Origin of the sequence: Mesorhizobium sp. M0030, assembly GCF_040323695.1 — a bacterium.
Taxonomy (GTDB): Bacteria; Pseudomonadota; Alphaproteobacteria; order Rhizobiales; family Rhizobiaceae; genus Mesorhizobium.
On sequence record NZ_JAMYVE010000009.1, the window covers coordinates 25066 to 46900 of the forward strand.

At 63.5% G+C, this 21835-nt stretch carries 21 protein-coding genes and 1 pseudogene; 16 read left to right on the forward strand and 6 right to left on the reverse strand.

The features are described 5' to 3' along the window. Nucleotides 1-9: 9 nt before the first annotated feature. Entirely contained in the window at nt 10-825 is an 816-nt protein-coding gene (locus NKJ80_RS18490) for an IclR family transcriptional regulator (RefSeq protein ID WP_023752881.1), read from the forward strand. A 24-nt stretch (nt 826-849) separates the two neighbouring features. Here the strand turns inward: NKJ80_RS18490 and NKJ80_RS18495 are convergent, their stop codons facing one another. After that, the gene (locus tag NKJ80_RS18495) at nt 850-1053 is read right to left on the reverse strand and encodes a YdcH family protein (RefSeq protein WP_023673103.1); all 204 of its coding nucleotides are present in this window, start codon (nt 1051-1053) and stop codon (nt 850-852) included. A gap of 239 nt (nt 1054-1292) precedes the next feature. Here NKJ80_RS18495 and NKJ80_RS18500 point away from each other — a divergent pair, with 239 nt between their 5' ends. The 6 genes from NKJ80_RS18500 (at nt 1293) to NKJ80_RS18525 (ending at nt 6575) form a co-directional block, all read left to right on the forward strand. Next, the gene (locus tag NKJ80_RS18500; protein WP_023684024.1) at nt 1293-1472 is read left to right on the forward strand and encodes a YdcH family protein; all 180 of its coding nucleotides are present in this window, start codon (nt 1293-1295) and stop codon (nt 1470-1472) included. A gap of 288 nt (nt 1473-1760) precedes the next feature. Next, nucleotides 1761-3014, forward strand: a complete 1254-nt coding sequence (gene ispG, locus NKJ80_RS18505) for a flavodoxin-dependent (E)-4-hydroxy-3-methylbut-2-enyl-diphosphate synthase (protein ID WP_023684023.1) — start codon at nt 1761-1763, stop codon at nt 3012-3014. Nucleotides 3015-3018: 4 nt separating this feature from the next. Beyond that, nucleotides 3019-3876, forward strand: a complete 858-nt coding sequence (locus NKJ80_RS18510; RefSeq protein WP_023826714.1) for a lytic transglycosylase domain-containing protein — start codon at nt 3019-3021, stop codon at nt 3874-3876. Nucleotides 3877-3884: 8 nt separating this feature from the next. Next, entirely contained in the window at nt 3885-4436 is a 552-nt protein-coding gene (locus tag NKJ80_RS18515; RefSeq protein ID WP_023690061.1) for a chloramphenicol phosphotransferase CPT family protein, read from the forward strand. Between the two features lie 176 nt (nt 4437-4612). Then, a complete protein-coding gene (locus NKJ80_RS18520) occupies nt 4613-5743 on the forward strand; it encodes a sterol desaturase family protein (protein ID WP_023733034.1) in 1131 nt (376 codons plus the stop codon). A gap of 79 nt (nt 5744-5822) precedes the next feature. Continuing rightward, nucleotides 5823-6575 carry a Stf0 family sulfotransferase gene (locus tag NKJ80_RS18525; protein ID WP_023733035.1) on the forward strand — a complete coding sequence of 251 codons (753 nt, stop codon included), beginning with the start codon at nt 5823-5825 and terminating at the stop codon, nt 6573-6575. Here the strand turns inward: NKJ80_RS18525 and NKJ80_RS18530 are convergent, their stop codons facing one another. From NKJ80_RS18530 to NKJ80_RS18540, 3 genes are all read right to left on the reverse strand, one after another. After that, nucleotides 6576-8918: a response regulator gene (locus NKJ80_RS18530; protein WP_352498104.1), complete on the reverse strand. Its 2343-nt coding sequence runs from the start codon at nt 8916-8918 to the stop codon at nt 6576-6578. An 85-nt stretch (nt 8919-9003) separates the two neighbouring features. Further along, a complete protein-coding gene (locus tag NKJ80_RS18535) occupies nt 9004-9189 on the reverse strand; it encodes a hypothetical protein (protein WP_023684018.1) in 186 nt (61 codons plus the stop codon). Between the two features lie 37 nt (nt 9190-9226). Then, the gene (locus tag NKJ80_RS18540) at nt 9227-10246 is read right to left on the reverse strand and encodes a LacI family DNA-binding transcriptional regulator (RefSeq protein ID WP_031195645.1); all 1020 of its coding nucleotides are present in this window, start codon (nt 10244-10246) and stop codon (nt 9227-9229) included. A gap of 218 nt (nt 10247-10464) precedes the next feature. Between NKJ80_RS18540 and NKJ80_RS18545 the strand changes: the two genes are divergently transcribed. From NKJ80_RS18545 to NKJ80_RS18570, 6 genes and pseudogenes are all read left to right on the forward strand, one after another. Continuing rightward, nucleotides 10465-11298, forward strand: coding sequence for an inositol monophosphatase family protein (locus tag NKJ80_RS18545; protein WP_050587730.1), 834 nt, complete (start codon nt 10465-10467; stop codon nt 11296-11298). 61 nt (nt 11299-11359) lie between these two features. Then, a complete protein-coding gene (locus NKJ80_RS18550) occupies nt 11360-12385 on the forward strand; it encodes an ABC transporter substrate-binding protein (RefSeq protein WP_023706271.1) in 1026 nt (341 codons plus the stop codon). Between the two features lie 91 nt (nt 12386-12476). Then, the gene (locus tag NKJ80_RS18555) at nt 12477-14681 is read left to right on the forward strand and encodes an ABC transporter permease (protein ID WP_023698486.1); all 2205 of its coding nucleotides are present in this window, start codon (nt 12477-12479) and stop codon (nt 14679-14681) included. 14 nt (nt 14682-14695) lie between these two features. After that, nucleotides 14696-15796, forward strand: coding sequence for an ABC transporter ATP-binding protein (locus NKJ80_RS18560; protein WP_023698487.1), 1101 nt, complete (start codon nt 14696-14698; stop codon nt 15794-15796). 98 nt (nt 15797-15894) lie between these two features. Further along, nucleotides 15895-16368: a carboxymuconolactone decarboxylase family protein gene (locus tag NKJ80_RS18565; RefSeq protein WP_023736998.1), complete on the forward strand. Its 474-nt coding sequence runs from the start codon at nt 15895-15897 to the stop codon at nt 16366-16368. Further along, a pseudogene (locus NKJ80_RS18570) lies at nt 16368-17225 on the forward strand (sigma-70 family RNA polymerase sigma factor). Before NKJ80_RS18565 ends, NKJ80_RS18570 begins: the two are co-directional and overlap by 1 nt. Nucleotides 17226-17338: 113 nt before the next feature. Here the strand turns inward: NKJ80_RS18570 and NKJ80_RS18575 are convergent. After that, a complete protein-coding gene (locus NKJ80_RS18575) occupies nt 17339-17923 on the reverse strand; it encodes a TetR/AcrR family transcriptional regulator (protein WP_352498105.1) in 585 nt (194 codons plus the stop codon). A 105-nt stretch (nt 17924-18028) separates the two neighbouring features. On the opposite strand from NKJ80_RS18575, the gene NKJ80_RS18580 reads away from it, so the two are divergent. Next, entirely contained in the window at nt 18029-18844 is an 816-nt protein-coding gene (locus NKJ80_RS18580) for an oxidoreductase (protein WP_352498106.1), read from the forward strand. Nucleotides 18845-18911: 67 nt separating this feature from the next. Beyond that, nucleotides 18912-19913, forward strand: a complete 1002-nt coding sequence (locus NKJ80_RS18585; RefSeq protein WP_352498107.1) for an NADP-dependent oxidoreductase — start codon at nt 18912-18914, stop codon at nt 19911-19913. A 96-nt stretch (nt 19914-20009) separates the two neighbouring features. On the opposite strand, the gene NKJ80_RS18590 is transcribed toward NKJ80_RS18585, so the two are convergent. Beyond that, the gene (locus NKJ80_RS18590; protein WP_352498108.1) at nt 20010-20927 is read right to left on the reverse strand and encodes a polyprenyl synthetase family protein; all 918 of its coding nucleotides are present in this window, start codon (nt 20925-20927) and stop codon (nt 20010-20012) included. Between the two features lie 131 nt (nt 20928-21058). On the opposite strand from NKJ80_RS18590, the gene NKJ80_RS18595 reads away from it, so the two are divergent. Then, entirely contained in the window at nt 21059-21766 is a 708-nt protein-coding gene (locus NKJ80_RS18595; RefSeq protein ID WP_050588540.1) for a transglycosylase domain-containing protein, read from the forward strand. The last annotated feature ends 69 nt before the right edge of the window (nt 21767-21835 follow it).

Here is a 21835-nt window from a genome sequence, read left to right on the forward strand (position 1 = left end):
GAATCAGTTATGCAAGACAGCAATGGACTCACGGATCGGGCGGAGCTTGGTCCAGCCGAGAGCCCGACGCCCGACAAGACCTCCGGCTCGCGCGAGAAGGGCCTCAACCGGGTGCTGGAGATCCTGGAATTCCTGCATGTCACGCAGCGCGCCATCGGCATTGGCGATCTCGCCAAGGGGGTGAATGCGCCGCGCTCCACCACCTATACGCTGGTGCGTTCGCTGGTCGATGCGGGTCTCCTGGAGATGGAGGGCGACGGCAACCGGGTCTATTTCGGCAAGAAGCTCTACCTCTATGGGATGGACTATGTCAGGGGCAACGACCTGCTTAGGCGGGGCCGGCAGGAGGTCGACAATCTGTCGCGCGAGACCGGCGAGACCTCCGAATTGTGCATGCTGCAAAGCGGGCGCTATACCATCGTCCATTCCAGCCCCGGCACCAGGCCGTTCCGCATCAGCTCGGCCACTGGCTTACAGATCCCGCTGCCATGGACGGCATCGGGGCGGCTGCTTCTGGCCGGATTGGAAAGGGCCGCCATCCAGGACATGGTCTCGGAAGACGACCTTTTGCTGCCCGACGGCCGCAGGCTGCAGTTCGACGACTTCATTGCCGATATCGCGACGGCCAGAACGACCGGCTATTGCATCACTTCGGGGCTGGTCGACGCCTACACCAAATGCCTGGCCGCCCCTGTCTTCGCGGCCGCCGGCAAGGTCGAGGCGACGCTGTGCCTGGTGGTGCCGATCGACACTTCAGCGGAGAAGACCGACGAATTGCTGACGTTGCTGCGCCATCGCGCGGCGCGGCTGTCGATAGCGGGGTGAGCAGTTAGGCCCCGAGGCCGTCGGCTAAGCGATGATGTCCGGAATGATCTTGTCTTCCAGCGCCATCAGCCGGTCCTTGAGGAAAAGCTTCTTCTTCTTCATGCGCTGGATCTGCAAGGGGTCGCAGCCCATGGCGATCATCGCATTGATGGCCGCGTCGAAATCGGCATGCTCCTGCTTCAGGCGGGAAAATTCGAGGCGGACATCGGCCTTTTCCTGGTCGGACATTCTCTACCGTCTGCATGTCTGCGGCGCCCGGCAATGGGCATGATTGGGCGGGGGCGGCATCAATTGCCGCCGGCGCGCAGCCAATATCACATATCACATTGTCGTGGAATGCTACCACGCAGCATTCGACATCGCAGCCGGATGGTGGCAGACTGTCATGGTGCCGTCACAGATGCGACCTGCGGTGGACGTGCCTTTGACGGCTGCAATCGAGGAAACCATGAAAGGGAGAACCAATCATGTCTCTTGCATCCCATCTTGATGAGTTGCAGCGGAAACACGGTGATATCGAACGCGAGATCGACGATGCGATGAACCATCCATCGGTCGACGACCTCGAAATCGTGAATCTGAAGCGACGCAAGCTGGCACTCAAGGACGAGATTGAAAAACTGAAGGCGAAACCGACGAGACACTGACGCCCTTCCAGGATTAGACGCGCCGCCTTGGCGCGTGACTATCGCTCCGGTGGCGACATGCCGCCGGAGGCCTGTTTTTGCTACTTGATTCCGATACTGTTGGCCGGCGAAACCCGTCTGTGGGGTCGCCGCGCTGCTGCGATTTGGCGGCTCTGCTTGTCTGTCGCCATTGACAAGCCATCTTTGCTCCTCCACCTCATGCCCGAACCTCAGCGCTATGCGCTGATAGCTGTTTGAGCGTGCGTCGACGTGGACGTATGTCGCTCGGGTGATCAAGAGGCTGCCGGCATGACCGGGTATTTTTCCTCCCCCTTTGCGCGCCGGACATCGGTCGGCGTCGATGTCGGCGGCGTGGTCGTCGGCGGCGGCGCGCCGGTCGTCGTGCAGTCGATGACCAACACCGACACGGCCGATATCGACCAGACCGTCGCGCAGGTTGCGGCTTTGCATCGCGCCGGCTCCGAGATCGTGCGCATCACCGTCGATCGTGACGAGAGCGCTGCCGCCGTGCCGCGCATCCGCGAACGGCTCGAGCGGCTCGGCATCAATGTGCCGCTGGTCGGCGACTTCCACTATATCGGCCACAAGCTGCTGGCCGACCATCCGGACTGCGCCGAGGCGCTGGCCAAATACCGCATCAATCCCGGCAATGTCGGCTTCAAGGACAAGAGAGACCGCCAGTTCGCGGCGATCGTCGAAATGGCGATCAGGCATGACAAGCCGGTGCGCATCGGCGTCAATTGGGGGTCGCTCGATCAGGAACTGCTCACCCGGCTGATGGACGAGAACCAGCGCCAAGGCTTCCCGCTGACGGCGCAGGAAGTAACCCGCGAGGCGATCGTGCAGTCGGCGATCCTGTCGGCCGAAATGGCCGAAGAGATCGGCCTCGCCCGCGAAAAGATCATCCTGTCGGCCAAGGTCAGCGGCGTGCAGGATTTGATCGCCGTCTATACCGAGCTTGCCACGCGTTCCAACCATGCGCTGCATCTTGGCCTCACCGAAGCCGGCATGGGCTCCAAGGGCATCGTCGCCTCGTCGGCTGCCATGGGCATCCTCTTGCAGCAAGGCATTGGCGACACCATCCGCATCTCGCTGACGCCGGAGCCGAATGGCGATCGCACCCGCGAGGTGCAGGTCTCGCAGGAACTGCTGCAGACCATGGGCTTCCGTCAGTTCGTGCCGATCGTCGCCGCTTGCCCCGGCTGCGGCCGCACGACATCCACCGTGTTCCAGGAACTCGCCCAGAACATCCAGGCCGATTTGCGCAAGAACATGCCGGTCTGGCGGGAGAAATATCCCGGCGTCGAGAACCTCAAGGTCGCGGTGATGGGCTGCATTGTCAACGGCCCCGGCGAATCCAAGCACGCCGATATCGGCATCTCGCTGCCCGGCACCGGCGAGACGCCGACCGCGCCGGTCTTCGTCGACGGCAAGAAGTCAGCGACGCTGCGCGGTCCGTCGATCGCCGCCGATTTCGAAAAAATGGTTGCCGACTATATCGAGCAGCGGTTTGGACAGCACGGCAAAGCCGCGGCCGAATGAGCCCATGCGGGGGCTGCTCAAAGCCGGTTTGTTCCTGCTCTGCGCGCTGAGTGCCGGACAGGCGCTCGCCGATCCACCGCAATCGCGCTCGGCGGCGAAACGATTGATCGGCCGTGTCTGTGACCTGATCGAGACGCATGCCGAGCGGAACGGCCTGCCGAAGGATTACTTCGCCCGGCTGATCTGGAAGGAAAGCCGCTTCGACCCCAATGCGGTGAGCCCTGTCGGTGCCGAAGGCATCGCCCAGTTCATGCCGGGCACCGCCAAGATGCGCGGGCTGGCCGATCCTTTCGACATCGACCAGGCGATCCCGGCTTCGGCGAAATATCTCGCCGAAATGAAGACCGGCTTCGGCAATCTCGGCCTGGCGGCGGCTGCCTACAATGCCGGCGAGAGCCGCGTTTCGCGCTGGCTGGATTCCGGCGGTTTCCTGCCGATGGAGACCGAGAGCTACGTCTTCGACATCATGGGCGAACCGGCCGACAAGTTCTCCGACAGCGCCTACGCCGGAACGATCGAGCCGCTCGACGCGAAAACCAGCTTTGCCGTCGCCTGCCGCAAGCTGCCGGTGATCATGTCGAGAACCGTGGCCATGGCGTCGATCAATGTGAAGCCATGGGGCGTCCAGGTGGCCGGCAATTTCCGCAGGGGCGCGGCGATCAATCAGTGGCTGCGGGTCAGGAGCCGGTTTCCGGCGCTGCTTTCCGGTCGTGACCCGGTGGTCAGCCGGGTGCGCACGCCGATCGGCCGACGCGGCATCTACGCCGTCAGGATCGGCGTCGACGACCGTGCCGCCGCCAACGTCATCTGCCAGAAACTGCAAAGCGTCGGCGGCGCCTGTATCGTCGTGCGCAACCGATAGGGGGCGACATGACGGCCAAAATCGTCCTGCTTAATGGCGTCGGCAGCGCCGGCAAAAGCTCGATCGCCAGGGCGCTGCAAACAATCGCCACCGAGCCCTTCCTGCATGTCCAGATGGATGCTTTCATCGACATGCTGCCGCCGGCGCTGCAGGATCATGCCGACGGGTTTTCCTTTGAGACCGTGCTGGAAGACGGCAAGCCGTCGGTGGTGATCAGGAGCGGGCCGGTCGGCGCGCGAGCCATGCGCGGCATGCGCCATGCCATCGCCGCCATGGCCGGGCAAGGCAACAATCTCATTGTCGACGACGTGATCTTCAATGACGAGATAGCGGAGCACCGCAAGTTGCTGTCGAGCTTTGACCTGCATCTGGTCGGCGTCATGGCGCCGCTGGAGGTGCTGGAAGCGCGCGAGGCCGCGCGCGCCGACAGGCTGCCTGGCCTGGCGCGCTGGCAATATGGACGCGTCCACAAGGGCATGGACTACGACCTCGAAGTCGACACCAGCCGGCTGACGCCGCTTGAATGCGCCCGTCGCATCCAGGAAAGATTCCGACTATAGTGGCCGGTGTTCTTTTGTTGCAATCATGGCTCTTCCAATCGCCCAAAAGCGATAGTCACCCGTCATGTGCAGGGTCGTGGCGATTAAATATTAATGAGCCCTGCTGTAGCAAAAGAGGTCGATATCTCCGACGAGAGCTTTTTTGCGATCGTCAAAAAGGCCGGGCATAGGGGGCGGTGGCAAATTTCCTTAGACGCGTTGTAAGTGAACTTGAAACGCCGCGCGCCAAACGGCCGTTCGGTTCTGGCTGGCTGTCCGGCTCGATTGGCTTGCTTGCCGGGGTCACCGCCCTGCTGATGGTCATCGTGCTGCGCTACCCGTCGCTTACATCGATGCCGGATCTGGCCCCCATCCACCAGATGCTGTTCTTCAAGCCGGTGCTCTATTTCGTCCTCATCTCCGGCTATATCCTGGCGATCCTCAGCATGACGCTGCGCAGGCAAAAGACGCTCGGCGCGGCAGCGATGTTCACTGTGCTGCTGGCGTCGCTGGTCGGCATGCTTCCGGTGCGCCATCAACTGCACATCGACGGGGTGTTCTTCGGGCTCGATTTCTTCATCCTGAACGCCTTGTTCATGGGTGTGCTGTTCGTCCCGCTCGAACGTCTTTTCGCGCGCAACAAGGATCAGACCGTGTTCCGCGACGAATGGCGCGAGGACCTGTTCTACTATCTGGTCTCGTCGCTGCTGGTGCAGATTTTGACCTACCTGACCTTGGCGCCGTCCAACTTCGTCAATGCACAGGGCGCCCTTGGTTCGGTGCGCGCCTGGGTCCACGGCTTGCCGTGGCTGGTGCAACTGCTGGCGGTAATGTTCCTGACCGACTTTGCCCAGTATTGGGTGCATCGGGCCTTTCATCGCATTCCCTGGCTGTGGAAGTTCCATGCCGTGCACCATTCCGCCAAGTCGATGGACTGGATTGCCGGTGCGCGCATGCATTTCCTGGAAATCATCATGCTGCGCAGCCTGACGGCAACCCCGATGTTCGTGCTGGGGTTCGATGAATCGGCTATCCAGACGTATATTTTGATCGTCTACGTCTATTCGTCTTTCATCCATTCCAACATCGGGACCAGTTTCGGTCCAGTCGAAAAGATGCTGGTGTCGCCGCGTTACCACCACTGGCATCACGGCCTCGAGAAAGAAGCGATCGACGTAAATTTCGCCATCCATTTCCCGCTGCTCGACCGGCTGTTCGGTACCCACCATATGCCCGAAGGGCGCTGGCCGAACGGCTACGGCATTCACGGACATCCCGTTCCGAACGGATATTGGCAGCAATTCCTCTATCCCTTCCGGCGCGGCTAGACTGGAGTCCTTCCGAAGCGCGCGTGTCACCGCGCCTGGCGAGGTTAGCCCAATCCATGACAAGCGACAGAGCCCCGAGATGCGTGACGGCTACATAATCTGCGGCACGCCGAGAACCGGAAGCACCTTGCTGTGCGGCCTTCTGGCCTCGACGAAAACAGCCGGCGATCCGCACTCGTTCTGCCGGCGGCAGGACAAGGCGGAATGGGCAGAAGAGTGGAAATTGCCGCATCCCGATACGATGAGCGCGCATGACTTCGATGTCGCCTACCTCAAGGCGGCAATCAGCGCGGGAAAGGGCGGAACAGCCGTCTTCGGCTTGCGCCTGATGCGGGAGAACCTGGGTGAACTCTCGGCCATCCTCGACCGGATCTACCCAGACCTGCCATCGGACAAAGCACGCTTTGAAAAGGCCTTCGGGCGGGTCCTCTACATCCATCTTTCGCGCGAAAACAAGCTGGCGCAGGCGGTGTCGCTGATCAAGGCCGAGCAGACCGGGCTTTGGCACATCGCGCCCGACGGAACGGAGATCGAACGGGCCGCACCGCCGCAGGAACCCCGCTACGACTTCAAGCGGATCCAGCGCGAGCTTGCCGAACTCGAAGCCTTTGACGCGGCCTGGAACGTCTGGTTCGCTGAGCAGGGGATCGTCCCGCTGCGTATCGGCTATGAGCGCCTGTCAGCCGATCCGGCAGCGGCATTGGCATCCATCTGCGAGGCCTTGGGCGTTCCGGCGCCGAATGCCGCCGACGTAAAGCCGGGCGTCGCCAAGCTCTCGGACGAGATTAGTCTGGACTGGATGCGCCGCTATCGTCTGGACGCGGCGATTTGATCAAGCCCTCTTTACCGCCACCGTTTCGCTGAGCCATGTGCCGATCTTGCTGCCGAGACGGTCGGGCGACACCGGCTTGGGTAGATAGTCGTCCATGCCGGACTCGATACATTTGTCGCGGTCGCCCTTCAGTGCGTGCGCGGTGACGCCGATGATTGGTGTGTGATTGCCACTCGCTGCCTCCGCCGCCCGGATGGCGCGGGTCGCCTCGTAGCCGTTCATCTCCGGCATGGAGACGTCCATGAGGATCAGCTTCGGTCGCAGCGCCCGGTACATCTCGACGGCCGTGCGGCCATTGCTGGCGATGCGGTAGCTGAGGCCAAGCCCATTGAGGATCTGGCCGAACACCAGCTGGTTCACGTCATTGTCCTCGGCGATCAGAATATCGATCGGGCCGTTTGGCGTGGCGATCGATTCAGGCACTGTGGCCGCCGGAATTGCCGGGCCGCGAATGACGGTGAAGGCGGGTGGCGCCACAGGTGCCGCCTGCGGAACAACAGGCTCGCGAACGAACTGGGCCTTGCCGATCTGGGCCCGCGCTTTCTGGATTGCCGAGATGACGGTGCCGAGCAGGACGGCCGAGCGCGCCGGCTTGGTGAGATGCGCGGCGATGCCGAAATCGATGACCATCTTGCCGAAATCGACCTGGTCGACGGAGGTCAGCAGCACCACCGGGATAGCGGAGAGACGGCTGTCGGCGGAAATCGCCTTGGCGACATCGGCGCCGTTCATGCCGGGCATTTGGTAGTCGAGGATGATGCAGTCGACCGCAGCAGCGAGTTGGCTGGCCCGGTCTAGGAAGGCGAGGCCGACGGCGCCGCTTTCGGCGGCCGCGCAGTCGAAGCTCCAGCTTCTGAGCTGCTCCAGCAAGATCTCGCGGTTGACCGGGTTGTCGTCGATGACCAGCACGCGGGCGCCGGTGACGTCGACCGGCACGATCTCGTTGCGCGTGTCCTGCTGATGCGCCGGCAGCGGCACGGCGAACCAGAACACCGAGCCGCGGCCGATCTCGCTTTCGACGCCGATCTTGCCGCCCATCAGATCGATGAGGCGGGCGGCGATGGCAAGGCCGAGGCCGGTGCCTTCATGGCGGCGCGTCGACGAGCCGTCGACCTGCGCGAATTTCTCGAACACGTTCTCGAGCTTCTCGGCAGGAATGCCGATGCCTGTGTCCTCGACGCGGACCTTGAGCTGGACCATGCCGTCGACCACCTCGCCGCCGACATCGATCAGCACATGGCCCTTCTCGGTGAACTTCACCGCATTGCCGAGCAGATTGGTGACGATCTGACGGAACCGTCCGGCATCGCCGACGACATGGGCAGGCAGGCGCGGGTCGACGCGCACGATCAGCTCGAGGTTCTTTTCGGCGACGCGCGCCGACACCAGTGTGGCCACGTCCTCGACCGCTTCGGCAAGCCGGAAGGGTGCAGGATCGAGCGTCAGCTGACCGGCATTGATCTTGGAGAAATCGAGGATGTCGTTGATGATGGTGAGCAGCGCATTGCCGGACTTGACGATCACTTCGGTGAAGGTCTTCTGGCGTGCGTTAAGCTCGGTCTTGGCAAGCAGTTCGGCCATGCCCAGCACGCCATTCATCGGCGTGCGGATCTCATGGCTCATATTGGCCAGGAATTCCGATTTGGCGCGGTCGGCCGCTTCGGCCTTGAACAAGGATGCGGCGGATTCGGTGAAGGCGCGGCGGATTGCCTTTTCCATCGGCCGGAAGATCCAGAGGGCGACGATGGCAAGAACCGCGAACAGAAGGCCGCTTGCCCACAACAGCAGCCTGTCGCTGGAGGCGTCGGCCAGATGGCGTTCGCCATCCATGGCGGTACGCACACGCACCAGCATCGGCTGGACGAACAGGTCGTTCTGGTTGAGGATTTCGCGCGAACTCCATTCGTCGGTCTGTTGCGCCGCCGACATCAGGTTGAAGTTGCGCACGATGTCGCGCGACGACCAGAACAGGTCGCCGTTGACGGCGGCCGACGAGAGTTCGTCCAGCGTTTTGGCCGATAGGCTCGGCTTGATCGCGGCCAACTCCGCGGACAGTGTTTCGATCTCGCTGGTCAGGCGTTGCGAATGGCCGCGCGCGGCGGCGGCAAGGCCGTCACGGGTTTCGGTGCGCCAGGTCGTGCTGGCGGTTTCGGCAAAGCTGGAGGCGTTGCGCAGGTCGCGGGTGAAGACGACGAGATTGCTGCTCAGCGCGTCGATGTCGTGGCGGAAGGAATTGACGCGATTGAGCGCAAACATCACCGCGGTGGAAGCCAGCGCAAAGATGAGCAATCCCGAGATGTAGCGGATCCGGATCGAGCGGATGAAGAAAGAATATTCCGGCATGCGCAACCCCAACACATACGCATCATTTTAACGGTCGGGATTACGCTTGATTTACATTAAAATTCCGTTCGCGCCTGGCGGGCCGTCAAGATCCTGGCTGCACGTGCCCGGAGTTGGCGCCATAGAGGGTGGCATCGCATTCGCGCATCATGCGCAGTGCTTCTTCCTCGGTCAGGCCGAACTTGCGCATCATGCTCCGGATTTCGGGGCCTACAGCTATCTCCACCGGTCTTGCCGCCTGGCGGGTCTTCCTGGCCTTTTTCTTGGACATCAGTACGTTTCCCGTTTTGACCGACACATGTTTCGCATCAGCCCTGGCCCGGCCTCACCGTGCTGCGCCAGACCATGGGCGCATGGCAGATCAGGCGGCTGCCAGCCTCCTCCCGCGCGCCGGTCGCGAGCCGCACGGCGCGCCTGGCGATCTCCTCGATCGGCGGCGAGAACGTCGTCAGCCGGTAAGAGGCCCAGTCGGCCTGTTCAATGTCGTCAAAGCCGATGACGCAGAGATCGCGGGGTACGTTGATGCCGAACTCGTGGCGGGCCGCATCGAGAAAGCCGCACGCAATCAGGTCGGTCACGCAGAACGCCGCATCCGGCCGCTGCCGGCCGGAAAAGAGTCGCCTAGCGCCATCGGCTCCGGTGGCATAGCCGGTGCGGCCCTCGCGCCACACGGTCACCTCCAGCCCTTCCTTCTGCGCGGCGGTAAGGAAGGCGGTTTCGCGGGAGAGCAGGCTGGGCGTGCCGGCAGCCGAGGTCACCAAAGCGGGGCGGGTACAGCCGGCCCGGATGAAGGCATGCAGCGCTGCCTCTGCGGCTGCAGCGTTGTCGACACCGATATTGTGCGGGCCGTCGAAGCGGTCATCGCGATTGATCAGCACCAGCCGCTGGCCGTTCTCAAGACAGGTGCGGATCAGCAACTGCGGCGGCGAGCCGGACAGAACGATGCTCGCATCGGCGCGATAGTTCAGCGTGTTGCGCAGCGCCTGGTCGACATGGTGGCTGGGGCCGGAGGTGTTGAACACCATGGCCATTTTGCCGGCGTCCCGCAGATGTTGGGTCAGCGCCTTCTGCAGGCGGGCATGATAGGGCGTGTCGCCATCGGCAACGATGAGGCAGACGATGCCGGTCGAAGCCCGCATCAGGCCGCGAGCCAGATGGTTGACGTGATAGCCGAGTTGCTCGGCCGCCAGCATCACCCGCTCGCGGGTTTCCCCGGAAACGGAAGCGCCGGGCGTGAAGGTACGTGACACGGCCGAGCGTGAAACCCCGGCGAGGTCGGCAACCTGCTGGGCGCTGGAAAAACCGGTGCGGATTCTCGGAACCGTCAAGCGAACGCTCTCGCTGCTGTTTTCGTGATTCTTTGCACGCCAGTGCAATGTAATGCAACTCTCCTGCCATTGCCACCCACCGCACTTGACAGGCATGGCCGAATGCAACAGCTTTGCACAGCCGTGCAATACAAGCCGGCTCAAGAGTGGCATCGGAGGAATACCCTGTCCATTTCGCCGAAGACGGCTTTGAGGGCGCGATTGTCCGGACCGGCTGCATGAGCAGGGCGGCGGCGCATCCGAAGGCGGACCGGCTGTCCAAGGCCGAGATGGACAGGCGTGCCGAGGTCTGCCGGAAACTGCTTGTCACGGCCGGGCAACTGGCGATGGAAGGCTATGCCCGGCAGGGCGCCGTCCAGCCGGTGGCGATGAAAGGCCCGCAGGATTTTCTCACTGAAACCGACGGCAAGGTCGAGGAGCACATCCGCGCGACGCTGGCAGAGGCTTTTCCGCAGGACGGGTTTTTGGGCGAGGAAGGCGGTGGCATGGGCTCTGCCCGCATGTGGGTCGTCGACCCCATCGACGGCACCGCCAATTTCATGCGCGGTATTCCGCATTTCTGCATTTCGATAGCTTTCGTCGAGAACGGCCGCAGCGAGATCGGCGGCATTGCCAATCCGGCCATCGGCGAAACGTACTTTGCCCGTCGCGGGCAGGGCGCGACGCGCAATGGCGCGCCGATCCATGTGTCGCCGACGCAAGCGTTCGACCGCGCCTTTGTCGAGTTCGGCTGGTCGCCCAGGATTCCCAATCGCGACTATCTGGACAAGGTGAGCCTTGTCTGGGCACTCGGCGCCAATGTGCGGCGCTCCGGCTCCGGAGCGCTTGGGCTGGCCTATGTGGCCGACGGCCGCTCGGATGCCTATGCCGAGCTGCACATCAATTCGTGGGACTGCCTGGCCGGATTGCTGCTGGTGGAGGAGGCCGGCGGCCGTGTGAACCGGTTCCTCGACGGCGACGGCATGGCGAAGGGCAATCCCGTGCTAGCGGCAGCACCCGGCGTTGCGGCGACATTGTCCCAGGTGATCGGAGTGCCGCTCGACGACGGGTAGATCGTTTCCAGTGAGAAGACAGGGAGGAATATCGATGAAGACATTTGACAGTAAGCAAGGCTTGCGCGCCGCCTGGCTTGGCCTTGGCGCGGCGCTGGCCATGTTCGGATTGGCGAGTGCCGCCCAGGCGGCCGACCGCAGCCTCACAATGTATTGCGCCGTCGACGAGGCCTGGTGCCGGGCGATGGCGACCACCTACCAGAAGGAGACGGGCGTCAGCGTCGACATGACCCGCATGAGCGCCGGCGAAATCTACGCCCGCCTCCGGGCCGAGAAGGACAATCCGCAAGCCGATATCTGGTGGGGCGGCACCGGCGACCCGCATCTGCAGGCGGCGGAAGAGGGCCTCACCCAGGAATACAAGTCGCCGCAACTGGCAAACCTGCGCGACTGGGCGCTGAAGCAGGCCGACAGGTCGAAGAACCGCACGGTCGGCATTTATCTCGGTGCGCTCGGTTACGGCTATAATGAGGAAGATCTGAAGCAGCGCGGGCTGACCGCGCCGGCGTGCTGGGCCGATCTGGTCAAGCCGGAATTCCAGGGCGAGATCGAGATGGCCGACCCGAATTCATCGGGCACGGCCTGGACCATGCTTGCCACGATCGTCCAGCTGATGGGCGAGGACAAGGCATTCGACTATCTCAAGCAGCTCAACAAGAACATCGCCGAATACACCAAGGCAGGGGCCGCGCCGGCACTCGCCGTCGGCAAGGGCGAGACGCTGATCGGCATCTCCTTCCAGCACGACGTCATCAACGCGGCCAAGCAGAACCCGGCGGTGAAGGTGGTTTCGCCTTGCGAGGGCACCGGCTTCGAGATCGGCTCGATGAGCATCGTGACGGGCGCCAAGCATGTCGAAGAGGCGCAGAAATTCTACGACTGGGCGCTGAGCCCGGATGCGCAGAAGCTCGCGGCGCCGAACGGCAGCTTCCAGATCCCGTCGAACACCGCCACGCCGGTGCCGCCCGAGGCGCCGGACCTCTCGAAGATCAAGCTGATCGACTACGACTTCGCCAAATACGGCTCGTCGGCCGAACGCAAGCGACTGTTGAAGAAGTTCACCGACGAGGTCCGCAATGGCGGCTGAGCGCGTTCTTTTGCGCTCACTCTAGCATCTGATCGCCGGCTGCCCTTCGCGGCCGCCGGCGCACCCTCCGTTGGCAACAGAAAGACATTGAATGGCCGCGGCCGGTTCCATGGTCAGTTCCGCTCCTGGACGCAGCGCGCTCGCCTGGGTAATGGCCGCGTGGGCGAGCTTCGTGCTCTTGCCTTGGTACAAGGTCGAAGGCGGCTTCCTGTCGTTCGACTGGCTGGCACAGCCGGCGGATGCGACACCGGCCATCATCCTGGCGCTCGGTGGCCGGCCCTGGCTGTTGCCGCTTGTCCTGCCGCTTCTGCTGGCGAGCAGGCTGGTGGCGCGCAATAACCCCAAGAGCCTTGCGGTTGCAGGCGCGGCGGGCCTGCTGTGGCTGGCCATCGAAGGCTTTTCCATCATCCATTCGGGCTGGGGATTTGGCTTGCTTACCCGGATCGCCGGCACGCCGGGACCGATGCAGCCGGGGCTTGGCTGGGGCGCGGCGCTCTATGCCGTGGCGATGCTGATGTTCATCGCCGAGGCGCTCGCCGCGCGGGGATGGTGCAAGGGCGACCGTTTCGTCGTCGGCTCGCTCTCAATCGTGATTGCTTCGCTGATCCTGTTCGTCGCCTATCCGCTGCTGTCGATCCTCACCTCGGCCATCAAGGACAATGACGGCAATGTCGTGCCGGCGCTGTTCGTCGAAAAGATCTTCAGCGCCAACATATGGAGCCTGCGCTGCCTCTATGGCGAGGGCTCCTGCGGCGTGGCGTGGAACACGGTGGCGATCGCAGTCCTCGTCGGCTTTTTCTGCACGGCGCTTGGGCTGGCTCTGGCGCTGATTGCGCTTCGCACCAAGCTGCCGGCCAAATGGCTGCTGCGCGGCCTGTCCATCCTGCCGATCATCACGCCGCCCTTCGTCATCGGCCTGGCGCTGATCCTGCTGTTCGGCCGCGCCGGCATCGTCACCAACCTCATGTCGGTGCATCTCGGCATTCCGCGCAGCCGCTGGATCTATGGCATGGCCGGCATCACCATCGCGCAGGTGCTGGCCTTCACGCCGATCGCGTTCCTGGTTCTGGTCGGCGTGCTGCAAGGGGTCAGCCCAAGCATGGAGGAAGCATCACAAACCCTGCGCGCCAGCCGCTGGCGCACGTTTCGCACCGTCACCTGGCCGTTGATCCGGCCGGGGCTGGCCAGCGCCTTCCTGATTTCGTTTATCGAGAGCATGGCCGATTTCGCCAATCCGCTGGTGCTGGGCGGAAACTTCAACGTGCTGTCGACCGACATCTTCTTTGCAGTGGTCGGTGCGGCGCACGACCAGGGCCGCGCGGCGGTGCTGGCGATCGTGCTGTTGATGTTCACGCTGGCAGCCTTCGTCATCCAGCGTCGCTGGATCGGCAGCCGCAGCTACGTCACCGTCGCAGGCAAGGGCGATGGCGGCGTACCGGCGACGCTGCCCAAGGCCTTGCGGATCGGCTGCTACGCCGCCGTCGTTCCGTGGCTGGTTCTGACCATCGTGGTCTACGGCATCATCCTGGGCGGCGGTTTCGTGCAATCGATCGGGCGCGACAACACGCCGACGCTCGAATATTTCCTCACCGCCTTTTCGATCGAGAAAGGCGTCAATGGCTGGTTTTTCAGCGGCTCGGCCTGGCCGTCGCTGCTGATGACCATCGGCCTGGCGCTGGTGGCCATGCCGTTCACCGCGGCGCTCGGCATCCTGACGGCCTATCTGCTCGACCGGCAGCGTTTCGCCGGGCGCACCATGTTCGAATTCCTGGCCATGATGAGCTTTGCCATTCCCGGCACGGTGATCGGCGTCAGCTATATCCTTGCCTTCAACGTGCCGCCGGTGCAATTGACCGGCACCGGGCTGATCATCGTCATCTCCTTCATCTTCCGCAACATGCCGGTGGCGATCCGTGCCGGGCTCGCCAATCTGGGCCAGATCGACAAGAGCCTGGACGAGGCATCGCTGACGCTTGGGGCGCGGTCTTTTGCTACCTTGCTGCGGGTGATCCTGCCGATCCTGAAGCCGGCGATCGTGACCGCGATGATCTACAGTTTCGTGCGCGCGGTGACGGCGGTCAGCGCCGTCATCTTCCTGGCGAGCGGCCGGTTCAATCTCGCCACGGTCTACATTGTCGGGCGCGCAGATGTCGGCGAATACGGCATCGCGATTGTCTATTCGGCGGTGATGATCGTTGTCATGATGGTCATCCTCATCGGCATCCAGCTGCTGGTCGGCGAACGCCGGCTCGGCCGGCGCCGGCCTGGGGCGGAAGCCGTGGTGGCAGCAATCTGATGGGGAGAAGCGGCGTGGATCAGACGGCGAAGAATGCTGTCCCGGTTGTCACGGACAGGCCGGCCGTGCGGTTCGAGGGCGTCACCAAGAAATACGGCGCGGTGATCGCCGTCGACAATGTCAGCTTCGACATCGCGCCGGCCAGCCTGGTGACGCTGCTCGGGCCCTCGGGTTGCGGCAAGACGACGACGCTCAGGCTGATCGCCGGGCTGGAACAGACCAGCACCGGGCGCATCCTGATCGACGACAAGGACGTCACCTTGCTGTCCGCCGCCGAGCGAGATGTCTCCATGGTGTTCCAGTCCTATGCGCTGTTCCCGCACATGAACGTGATGGAGAATGTCAGCTACGGCTTGCGGGCTATGGGGCTTGGCAAGGCGCAGGCAGCCGAGCGCGCCGCCGAAAAGCTGTCGCTTGTCGGCCTGTCCGGCTACGAGAAGCGCCAGCCGAGCGAATTGTCCGGCGGCCAGCAGCAGCGCGTCGCGGTGGCGCGAGCCATCGTACTGGAGCCGAAGGTGCTGCTGTTCGACGAGCCGCTGTCCAACCTCGACGCCAAGCTGCGCCGGCGCGTGCGCGACGAAATCCGGGGTCTCCAGCAAGATCTGGCGCTGACCATGGTCTATGTCACGCATGACCAGGAAGAGGCGCTCGCCGTCTCCGACCGCATCATCGTCATGAACGCCGCTCGCGTCGCCCAGGACGGCACGCCGCGCGACCTCTACAACGAGCCGACCAACCGCTTCATCGCCGACTTCATGGGCGACGCCAATCTGCTCGACGTCGAGGTGCTTTCCAGCAATGCGACCAGTGCAAGGGTCAAGGTCGGACCCTTGCTGCTCGACATGCCGGGTCGCGGTAACGCTCCGGGGCCGGCGATCCTCGCTGTGCGCCCGAATGCCGTGCGCATCTTGCCCGGCCAGCCAGCGGGCACCATGAAGGGCCAGGTGGTCAAGAGCTCGTATCTCGGCGACCACATGGAATACCGGATCGCGATCAGCGATCCGGCGGTCGAACTGTTCGCGACATCGCCTGATGTCACACCCGCTGTGGCGGAAGGGACGATGGTCGGGATCGATTTCGATCCGGCGAAGATCGTGCTGATCAAAGACGATTGAACGCGCCGGGAAAGCACCTTCGAAAAAATCCAGCCTGAATGTCACACCGGCCGGACCTGCCTCGTCATGATGGCGTACCCAACACAAGGACTGCAATCATGACCGCCAAAATCGACCTCTTCGCCGCCGCCCCTGCGCTGATCAAGCAGTGGCAGCGCGCATCGACCGAACTCTCCGTCGCCGCCGGGCTCGAGCACAGCCTCAACGAGCTGGTGAAGCTTCGGGCGTCGCAGATCAATGGCTGCGCCAAGTGCATCAACCTGCATGCCACCGAAGCGCGCGAGAATGGCGAGACCGAGCAGCGCATCTATCTGCTGCCGGCCTGGCGCGAAGCGCCCTGCTACAGCGACCGCGAGCGTGCCGCGCTCGGCTGGACCGATGCGCTGACGCGCCTCTCGGAAGGACAGGACCGCGAAAGCGCCTATGATGATCTTAAGGCGCATTTCACCGAGGAGGAGCAGGTGAAGCTCACCGTTTTGATCAACATCATCAATGGCTGGAACCGCATCGCCGTTGGCTTCGGGCTCTACACCGACGCAGCAACGATACGCGCCAGCGCCAAGGCGGCCTGATGACGGCGACGGCACCCGACGACGCGGCAGCGGGCTTCGGCCCGCTGGGTCCGAAGCTGATGCGGGTCGCCTATCGCATGCTGGGCTCGGTGAGCGACGCCGAGGATGTCGTGCAGGATGCCTTCATCCGCTGGATGGGGACCGACCGCTAGCAGGTTCGCGAGCCAGAAGCGTTCCTGCGCCGCACGGTGACGCGGCTTTGCCTCGACCAGCTCAAATCCACGCGGCGCCAGCGCGAGACTTATATCGGCCCTTGGCTGCCCGAGCCGATCGTCGAAGAGGACGATCTTGAAGATGTCACCTTGCCGCTGATGTTGGCGCTGGAGCGGCTTTCGCCGCTCGAGCGGGCGGCCTTTCTGCTGCACGATGTGTTCGGGCTGGAATTCGAGGAGGTCGCGACCGCCATCGAGCGCGATTCAGCCGCCTGCCGCCAGCTTGCCGCTCGCGCACGGGGCCATGTCCGCGAGGCGCGGCCCCGCTTCAAGGTGGAGAAGCAGCGTGGCCTGGAGATCGCCGAAGCCTTTTTCGCGGCATCGCGCAGCGGCGACATGCAGGCGCTCGGCGCGCTGCTGACGGCAGATGTCAGCGCTCATGCCGATGGCGGCGGCAAGCGTCCGGCGGCTTTGGCGCCGGTGCTGGGCTTCGACGCCGTCATGAAGCAATACGCGCAAGTCGCGGCCTGGCTGCGCGACAATCGCTCGACGCTGGTGCGCATCGGCTTCGTCAATGGACTGCCGGGGTTCGTCACCCAGGAGGCCGATGGCGAACTGCAGACGACCGCGCTTGACATCGAGGACGGGAAGATCGCGGCCGTCTATGTCATGCGCAATCCCGACAAGCTCAGGCATCTGCGTTAGACCCGATTGAATCGGAGCGAAATACCGGTTCGGCCCGCCTCCAAAAGCCGGCCCTTCCTGTGTGCGACCCGCAGGACGATGTCAGGGCCCTTTGCCGCTGCCGCCACCGGCCTCTAGGATGCCTTCTCGCCGTCACGTGGCTGGATCAGCCTGCGCGCGGCGTCTGCTCCTGCCGCAAGGATGCGATCCGACAATTCCGTCCCCGCTGCCGCGCGGGCCAGCTGAAGCGTGCCTATGAGGGTCGCAAAAACGCCCAGGGCGGCGGCTTCCGGGTCCTTGGTCTGCGGAAGTACTGCAGACAACTGGCGCACCAGAACCAGCAAGCGTTCGGTATAGACTTGGCGCGTTTCGGGCGGCTGACGCGCGAGTTCCGGCAACAGGGCGGCCGACGCGCAGCCGGCTCCCGGATTGTCCCGGTGCGCAGCTGACAGATACGCCGCTATGCCCATCTCCGGACCACCGGCGGCCAATACCTCCTGCAGTTGCTGCACCTGGCTCTCCAGTGCCGCTACAAGGCTTTCACGCACGAGCTCCGCCTTGGACTGGAAATGCGGATAGAAGGCTCCGTTCGTCAGTCCGGCGTCGCCCATAATGGCTGCCAGTCCGGACGCGGCGATGCCGTCACCGCGAAAACGCTGGGCTGCGACCTCCACGATGCGATCGCGGGAGGCGTCCTTTCGGCCCTTTTCGTAGCGCATGGCTGCTATTCCTTTCTGCTATTGCATTACGGTCGTAATTTGATATTATGATCATAATTCAACCAGCGAACGAAAGCTAGCCCCAGTGGCTTTGGAGCATAAAAAATGAATGCGAACTCTGGAAAGACCGCAGTCGTGACCGGAGCCTCTTCGGGCATCGGCCGCGCCAGTGCCGAGGCCTTGGCGCGGGCGGGGTATACCGTCTTCGGGACAAGCCGCAGCAAGGCCGGCAACGGCCCGGCTAAGGTGTCCATGCTGACCTGCGACGTGACCGACGGGGAGTCCGTCAGCGCCCTCGTTGCAACCGTGCTGGCCCAGACCGGCCGCATCGACCTCTTGGTCAACAATGCCGGTGTCGGCCTGCTTGGCGGCGCCGAGGAATCTTCGGTCGCACAGGTGCAGGTTCTGTTCGACGTCAATCTGTTCGGCGTCATGCGCATGACCAATGCGGTGTTGCCGTCGATGCGGCGCCGCGGCCAAGGGCGCATCGTCAACATCGGCTCGATTCTAGGATTGGTGCCCGCGCCATACTCAGCGCACTACTCGGCGGTCAAGCACGCGCTGGAGGGCTATTCGGAATCGCTCGATCATGAGGTTCGCGCCTTCAACATTCGCGTCTTGGTCATCGAGCCGGCATTCGTGCGCACCGTCTTCGACCAGAACGGCATCGAGCCGGATTCCCTGTTGAAGGACTACGATCAGGCGCGCGCCGGTCTCAAGGCGCTGCTTGCCGATGTGATGCCCAAAGCCGATCGGCCGGAAGTGGTGGCGGATGTGGTCGTCAAGGCAGCGACCGACGCCCGTCCGCGACGGCGCTATACCGCAGGGAAGGCAGCGCGCCAGGTCAGCCTGCTGCGCCGCTTCGCTCCCGCGGAGATGTTCGACAAGACCTTGCGCAAGCAGTTCCGCTTGCCGGTCTGAACAACGGCGGGACGGAGAATTTCACGCACAAACGGCACACCAACAGGCACTTCAGAAAGTCACTGCCATGAAGGCATTCGTTGTCGACAAATATAACAAGAAAGGCATTTTGCGGCTCGCCGAGATGCCGGAGCCGGAACTGCTGGACAATGACGTCCTGGTCGAGGTCCATGCCGCAGGAGTGAACCTGCTGGATTCCAAAATCAGAACCGGTGAATTCAAACTCATCCTTCCCTATCGCCGGCCCTTCATTCTCGGTCACGACGTGGCTGGAAGGGTTGTCAGGGTGGGCTCGAAAGTCCGCAAATTCAAACCCGGCGACGCCGTCTATGCGCGGCCGCGCGACGGCCGGATCGGGACATTCGCCGAATTCATCGCAATCGGTGAAGCCGACGTGGCGCTGAAGCCGGCGAACCTCAGCATGGAAGAGGCGGCCTCGATCCCGCTGGTCGGTCTGACCGCCTGGCAGGCTCTCATCGAGAGGGCGGGTCTGAAGACAGGCCAGAAGATCTTCATCCAGGCTGGCTCCGGCGGCGTGGGGACATTCGCCATCCAGTTGGCAAAGCATCTCGGCGCGATCGTTGCGACAACAGCGGGCGCGGCAAGCGCCGATCTGGTCAGGGATCTCGGCTCCGATGTCGTCGTCGACTACAGGAAGGACGACTTCGAGAAAATCCTGTCGGGCTACGACGTCGTCCTGAACAGCCAGGACGCCAAGACGCTTGAGAAATCCCTGACTGTGCTGAAACCGGGTGGGAAGCTCATCTCGATTTCCGGTCCTCCGGATCCCGAATTTGCCAGGAAACAGGGACTGAACGTGGTGCTAAGGCTGCTGCTGCGGCTGCTGAGCCGTGGTATCAGGACCAAAGCCAAGCGCCGGGGCGTGGGATTTTCGTTCCTGTTCATGTCGGCGCAAGGTGAGCAACTGAGCAAAATCACGTCCCTCATCGAAGATGGGGCGATTCGCCCGGTCGTCGACAGGGTCTTTCCTTTTGAAGCGACCAATGAGGCGCTGGCTTACGTCGAAACAGGACGCGCCAAGGGCAAGGTCGTCGTCAAGGTCAGATAGCGCGCCCAGTTGCTTTGGGGCATTTGAGAGACACCAAGCAAGGCAGCGCAAGGCCGACAAATTCCGAAAACGGTTCGGCATCCGATTGCCCAAACCTCAGTTGTTGCGGATTGCCACGAAGCTTGCCGCTGCCTTCAGCAAGGCTGCCTGTTCACCGTAAGGCTCAAGCAATTCATGGGCCTGCTTGACCAGCCCATGGAGCTGGCTGCGCGCCCAGTTCGCGCCATGCAGCGCGACCAGCGTCGCCTTGCCGGCGGCTGCGTCCTTGCCGGTCGCCTTGCCCATCTGGCTGGCATCGGCGGTCAGGTCGAGCAGGTCGTCGGCAAGCTGGAAGGCAAGCCCGACCGCCGAGCCGAATTCGGCCAGCCGGTCGCGGTCCTGCGGTGCAGCGCCGGCAATGATCGCGCCGGCTTCGCAGGCGTAGCGGATCAGCGCGCCGGTTTTCATCGCCTGCAGCCGGATAATGCCGGCTTCGTCCGGCCTGCTGCGCTCGGCTTCGAGATCGAGCGTCTGCCCGCCGACCATGCCCCCAGTGCCGGCCGCGCGCGCCAGCGCCAGCACCAGTGCCGCCCTGCGCTCCGCCGGCAGCGCCGTCGCCTCATCGGCGAGGACATCGAAGGCAAGCGTCAGAAGCGCATCGCCGGCAAGGATGGCGGTGGCTTCATCGAAGGCCTTGTGCACGGTCGGCTGGCCGCGGCGCAGATCGTCGTCGTCCATGGCAGGCAGATCGTCATGGATCAGTGAATAGCAATGCACGCATTCGAGCGCTGTCGCCACGCGAAGCGACGCCTCGCCATCGGCGCCGAAAAGGGCGGCACTTTCCATGACCAGGAAGGGGCGCAGCCGCTTGCCGCCGTTCAGCACGCCATGGCGCATGGCCGCCATCAGACGCTCCGGTCGGGCGATCTCGCCGGCAAGCGTGCGGCCGTCCAGCAGCAGCCTGAGCCCGGCCTCGATAGCCGCCGCCCGCCCCAGAAGTGCGGCCTCAAAGGCCAATTGCTCGTCTTTCGTCATGGCCGGGAGCGGTAGCCGACACTCAGACGTTGCGCAAGAAGCCCCGCGCCATTATGCCGGAGGCGGGAGAATGGCGCGGGTGGGGCGGCTTGACGGAACCGATCGTCGATCATGAAACCGAGGGGTTTGAGATGGCGCGACCGAGGCGCGTGAACCGCGCCGGTCTGAAGCGCCTCGCCCGGCGTTGCCTGGTCGTCGCCGCCGTGCTGGCGGCGATACCCGTTGGGCTGACCTTCCTCTATCTGCCGTCCTTCGTGCATCCGATATCGACCTTGATGGTCAAAGACCTCGCGACCTTCTCCGGCTACGACCGGCGCTGGGTGTCGATCGACGATGTGTCGCCGGTGCTGGCCAATTCGGTGATCATGTCGGAGGACGGTCAGTTCTGCTTCCATCGCGGCATCGATCTCGGCGAATTGCGCGGCGTCGTCGACGATGCGCTGGCCGGCGAGGCGACGCGCGGCGCCTCGACCATCACCATGCAGACGGTGAAGAACCTTTTCCTGTGGTCGCGGCCGCTGGGCTCGGTGCGCAAGGTGGTCGAACTGCCGCTGGCCGTCTATTTCGACGCGGTGATGTCGAAACGGCGGATCATGGAGATCTACCTCAACATCGCCGAATGGGGGCCGGGCGTTTACGGCATCGAGGCGGCGGCCCAGCATCATTTCGGCGTTTCGGCCAAGCAGCTGTCGCGGCGGCAGGCGGCATTGCTGGCCGTCTCGCTGCCCAATCCGATCGCCCGCAATCCGGCCAAGCCCGGTCCGGGTCTGCGGCGGCTGGCGTCGCTGATCGAACGCCGCGCCGGCCGTTCGGGCGCGTATGTCGGTTGTCTTGATTAGGTAGAACCGCTGCCAGTACAAAAAAAATCGCCACGGTGCTGGCCAAAACGGCGCAGGGCGTGTATAGGC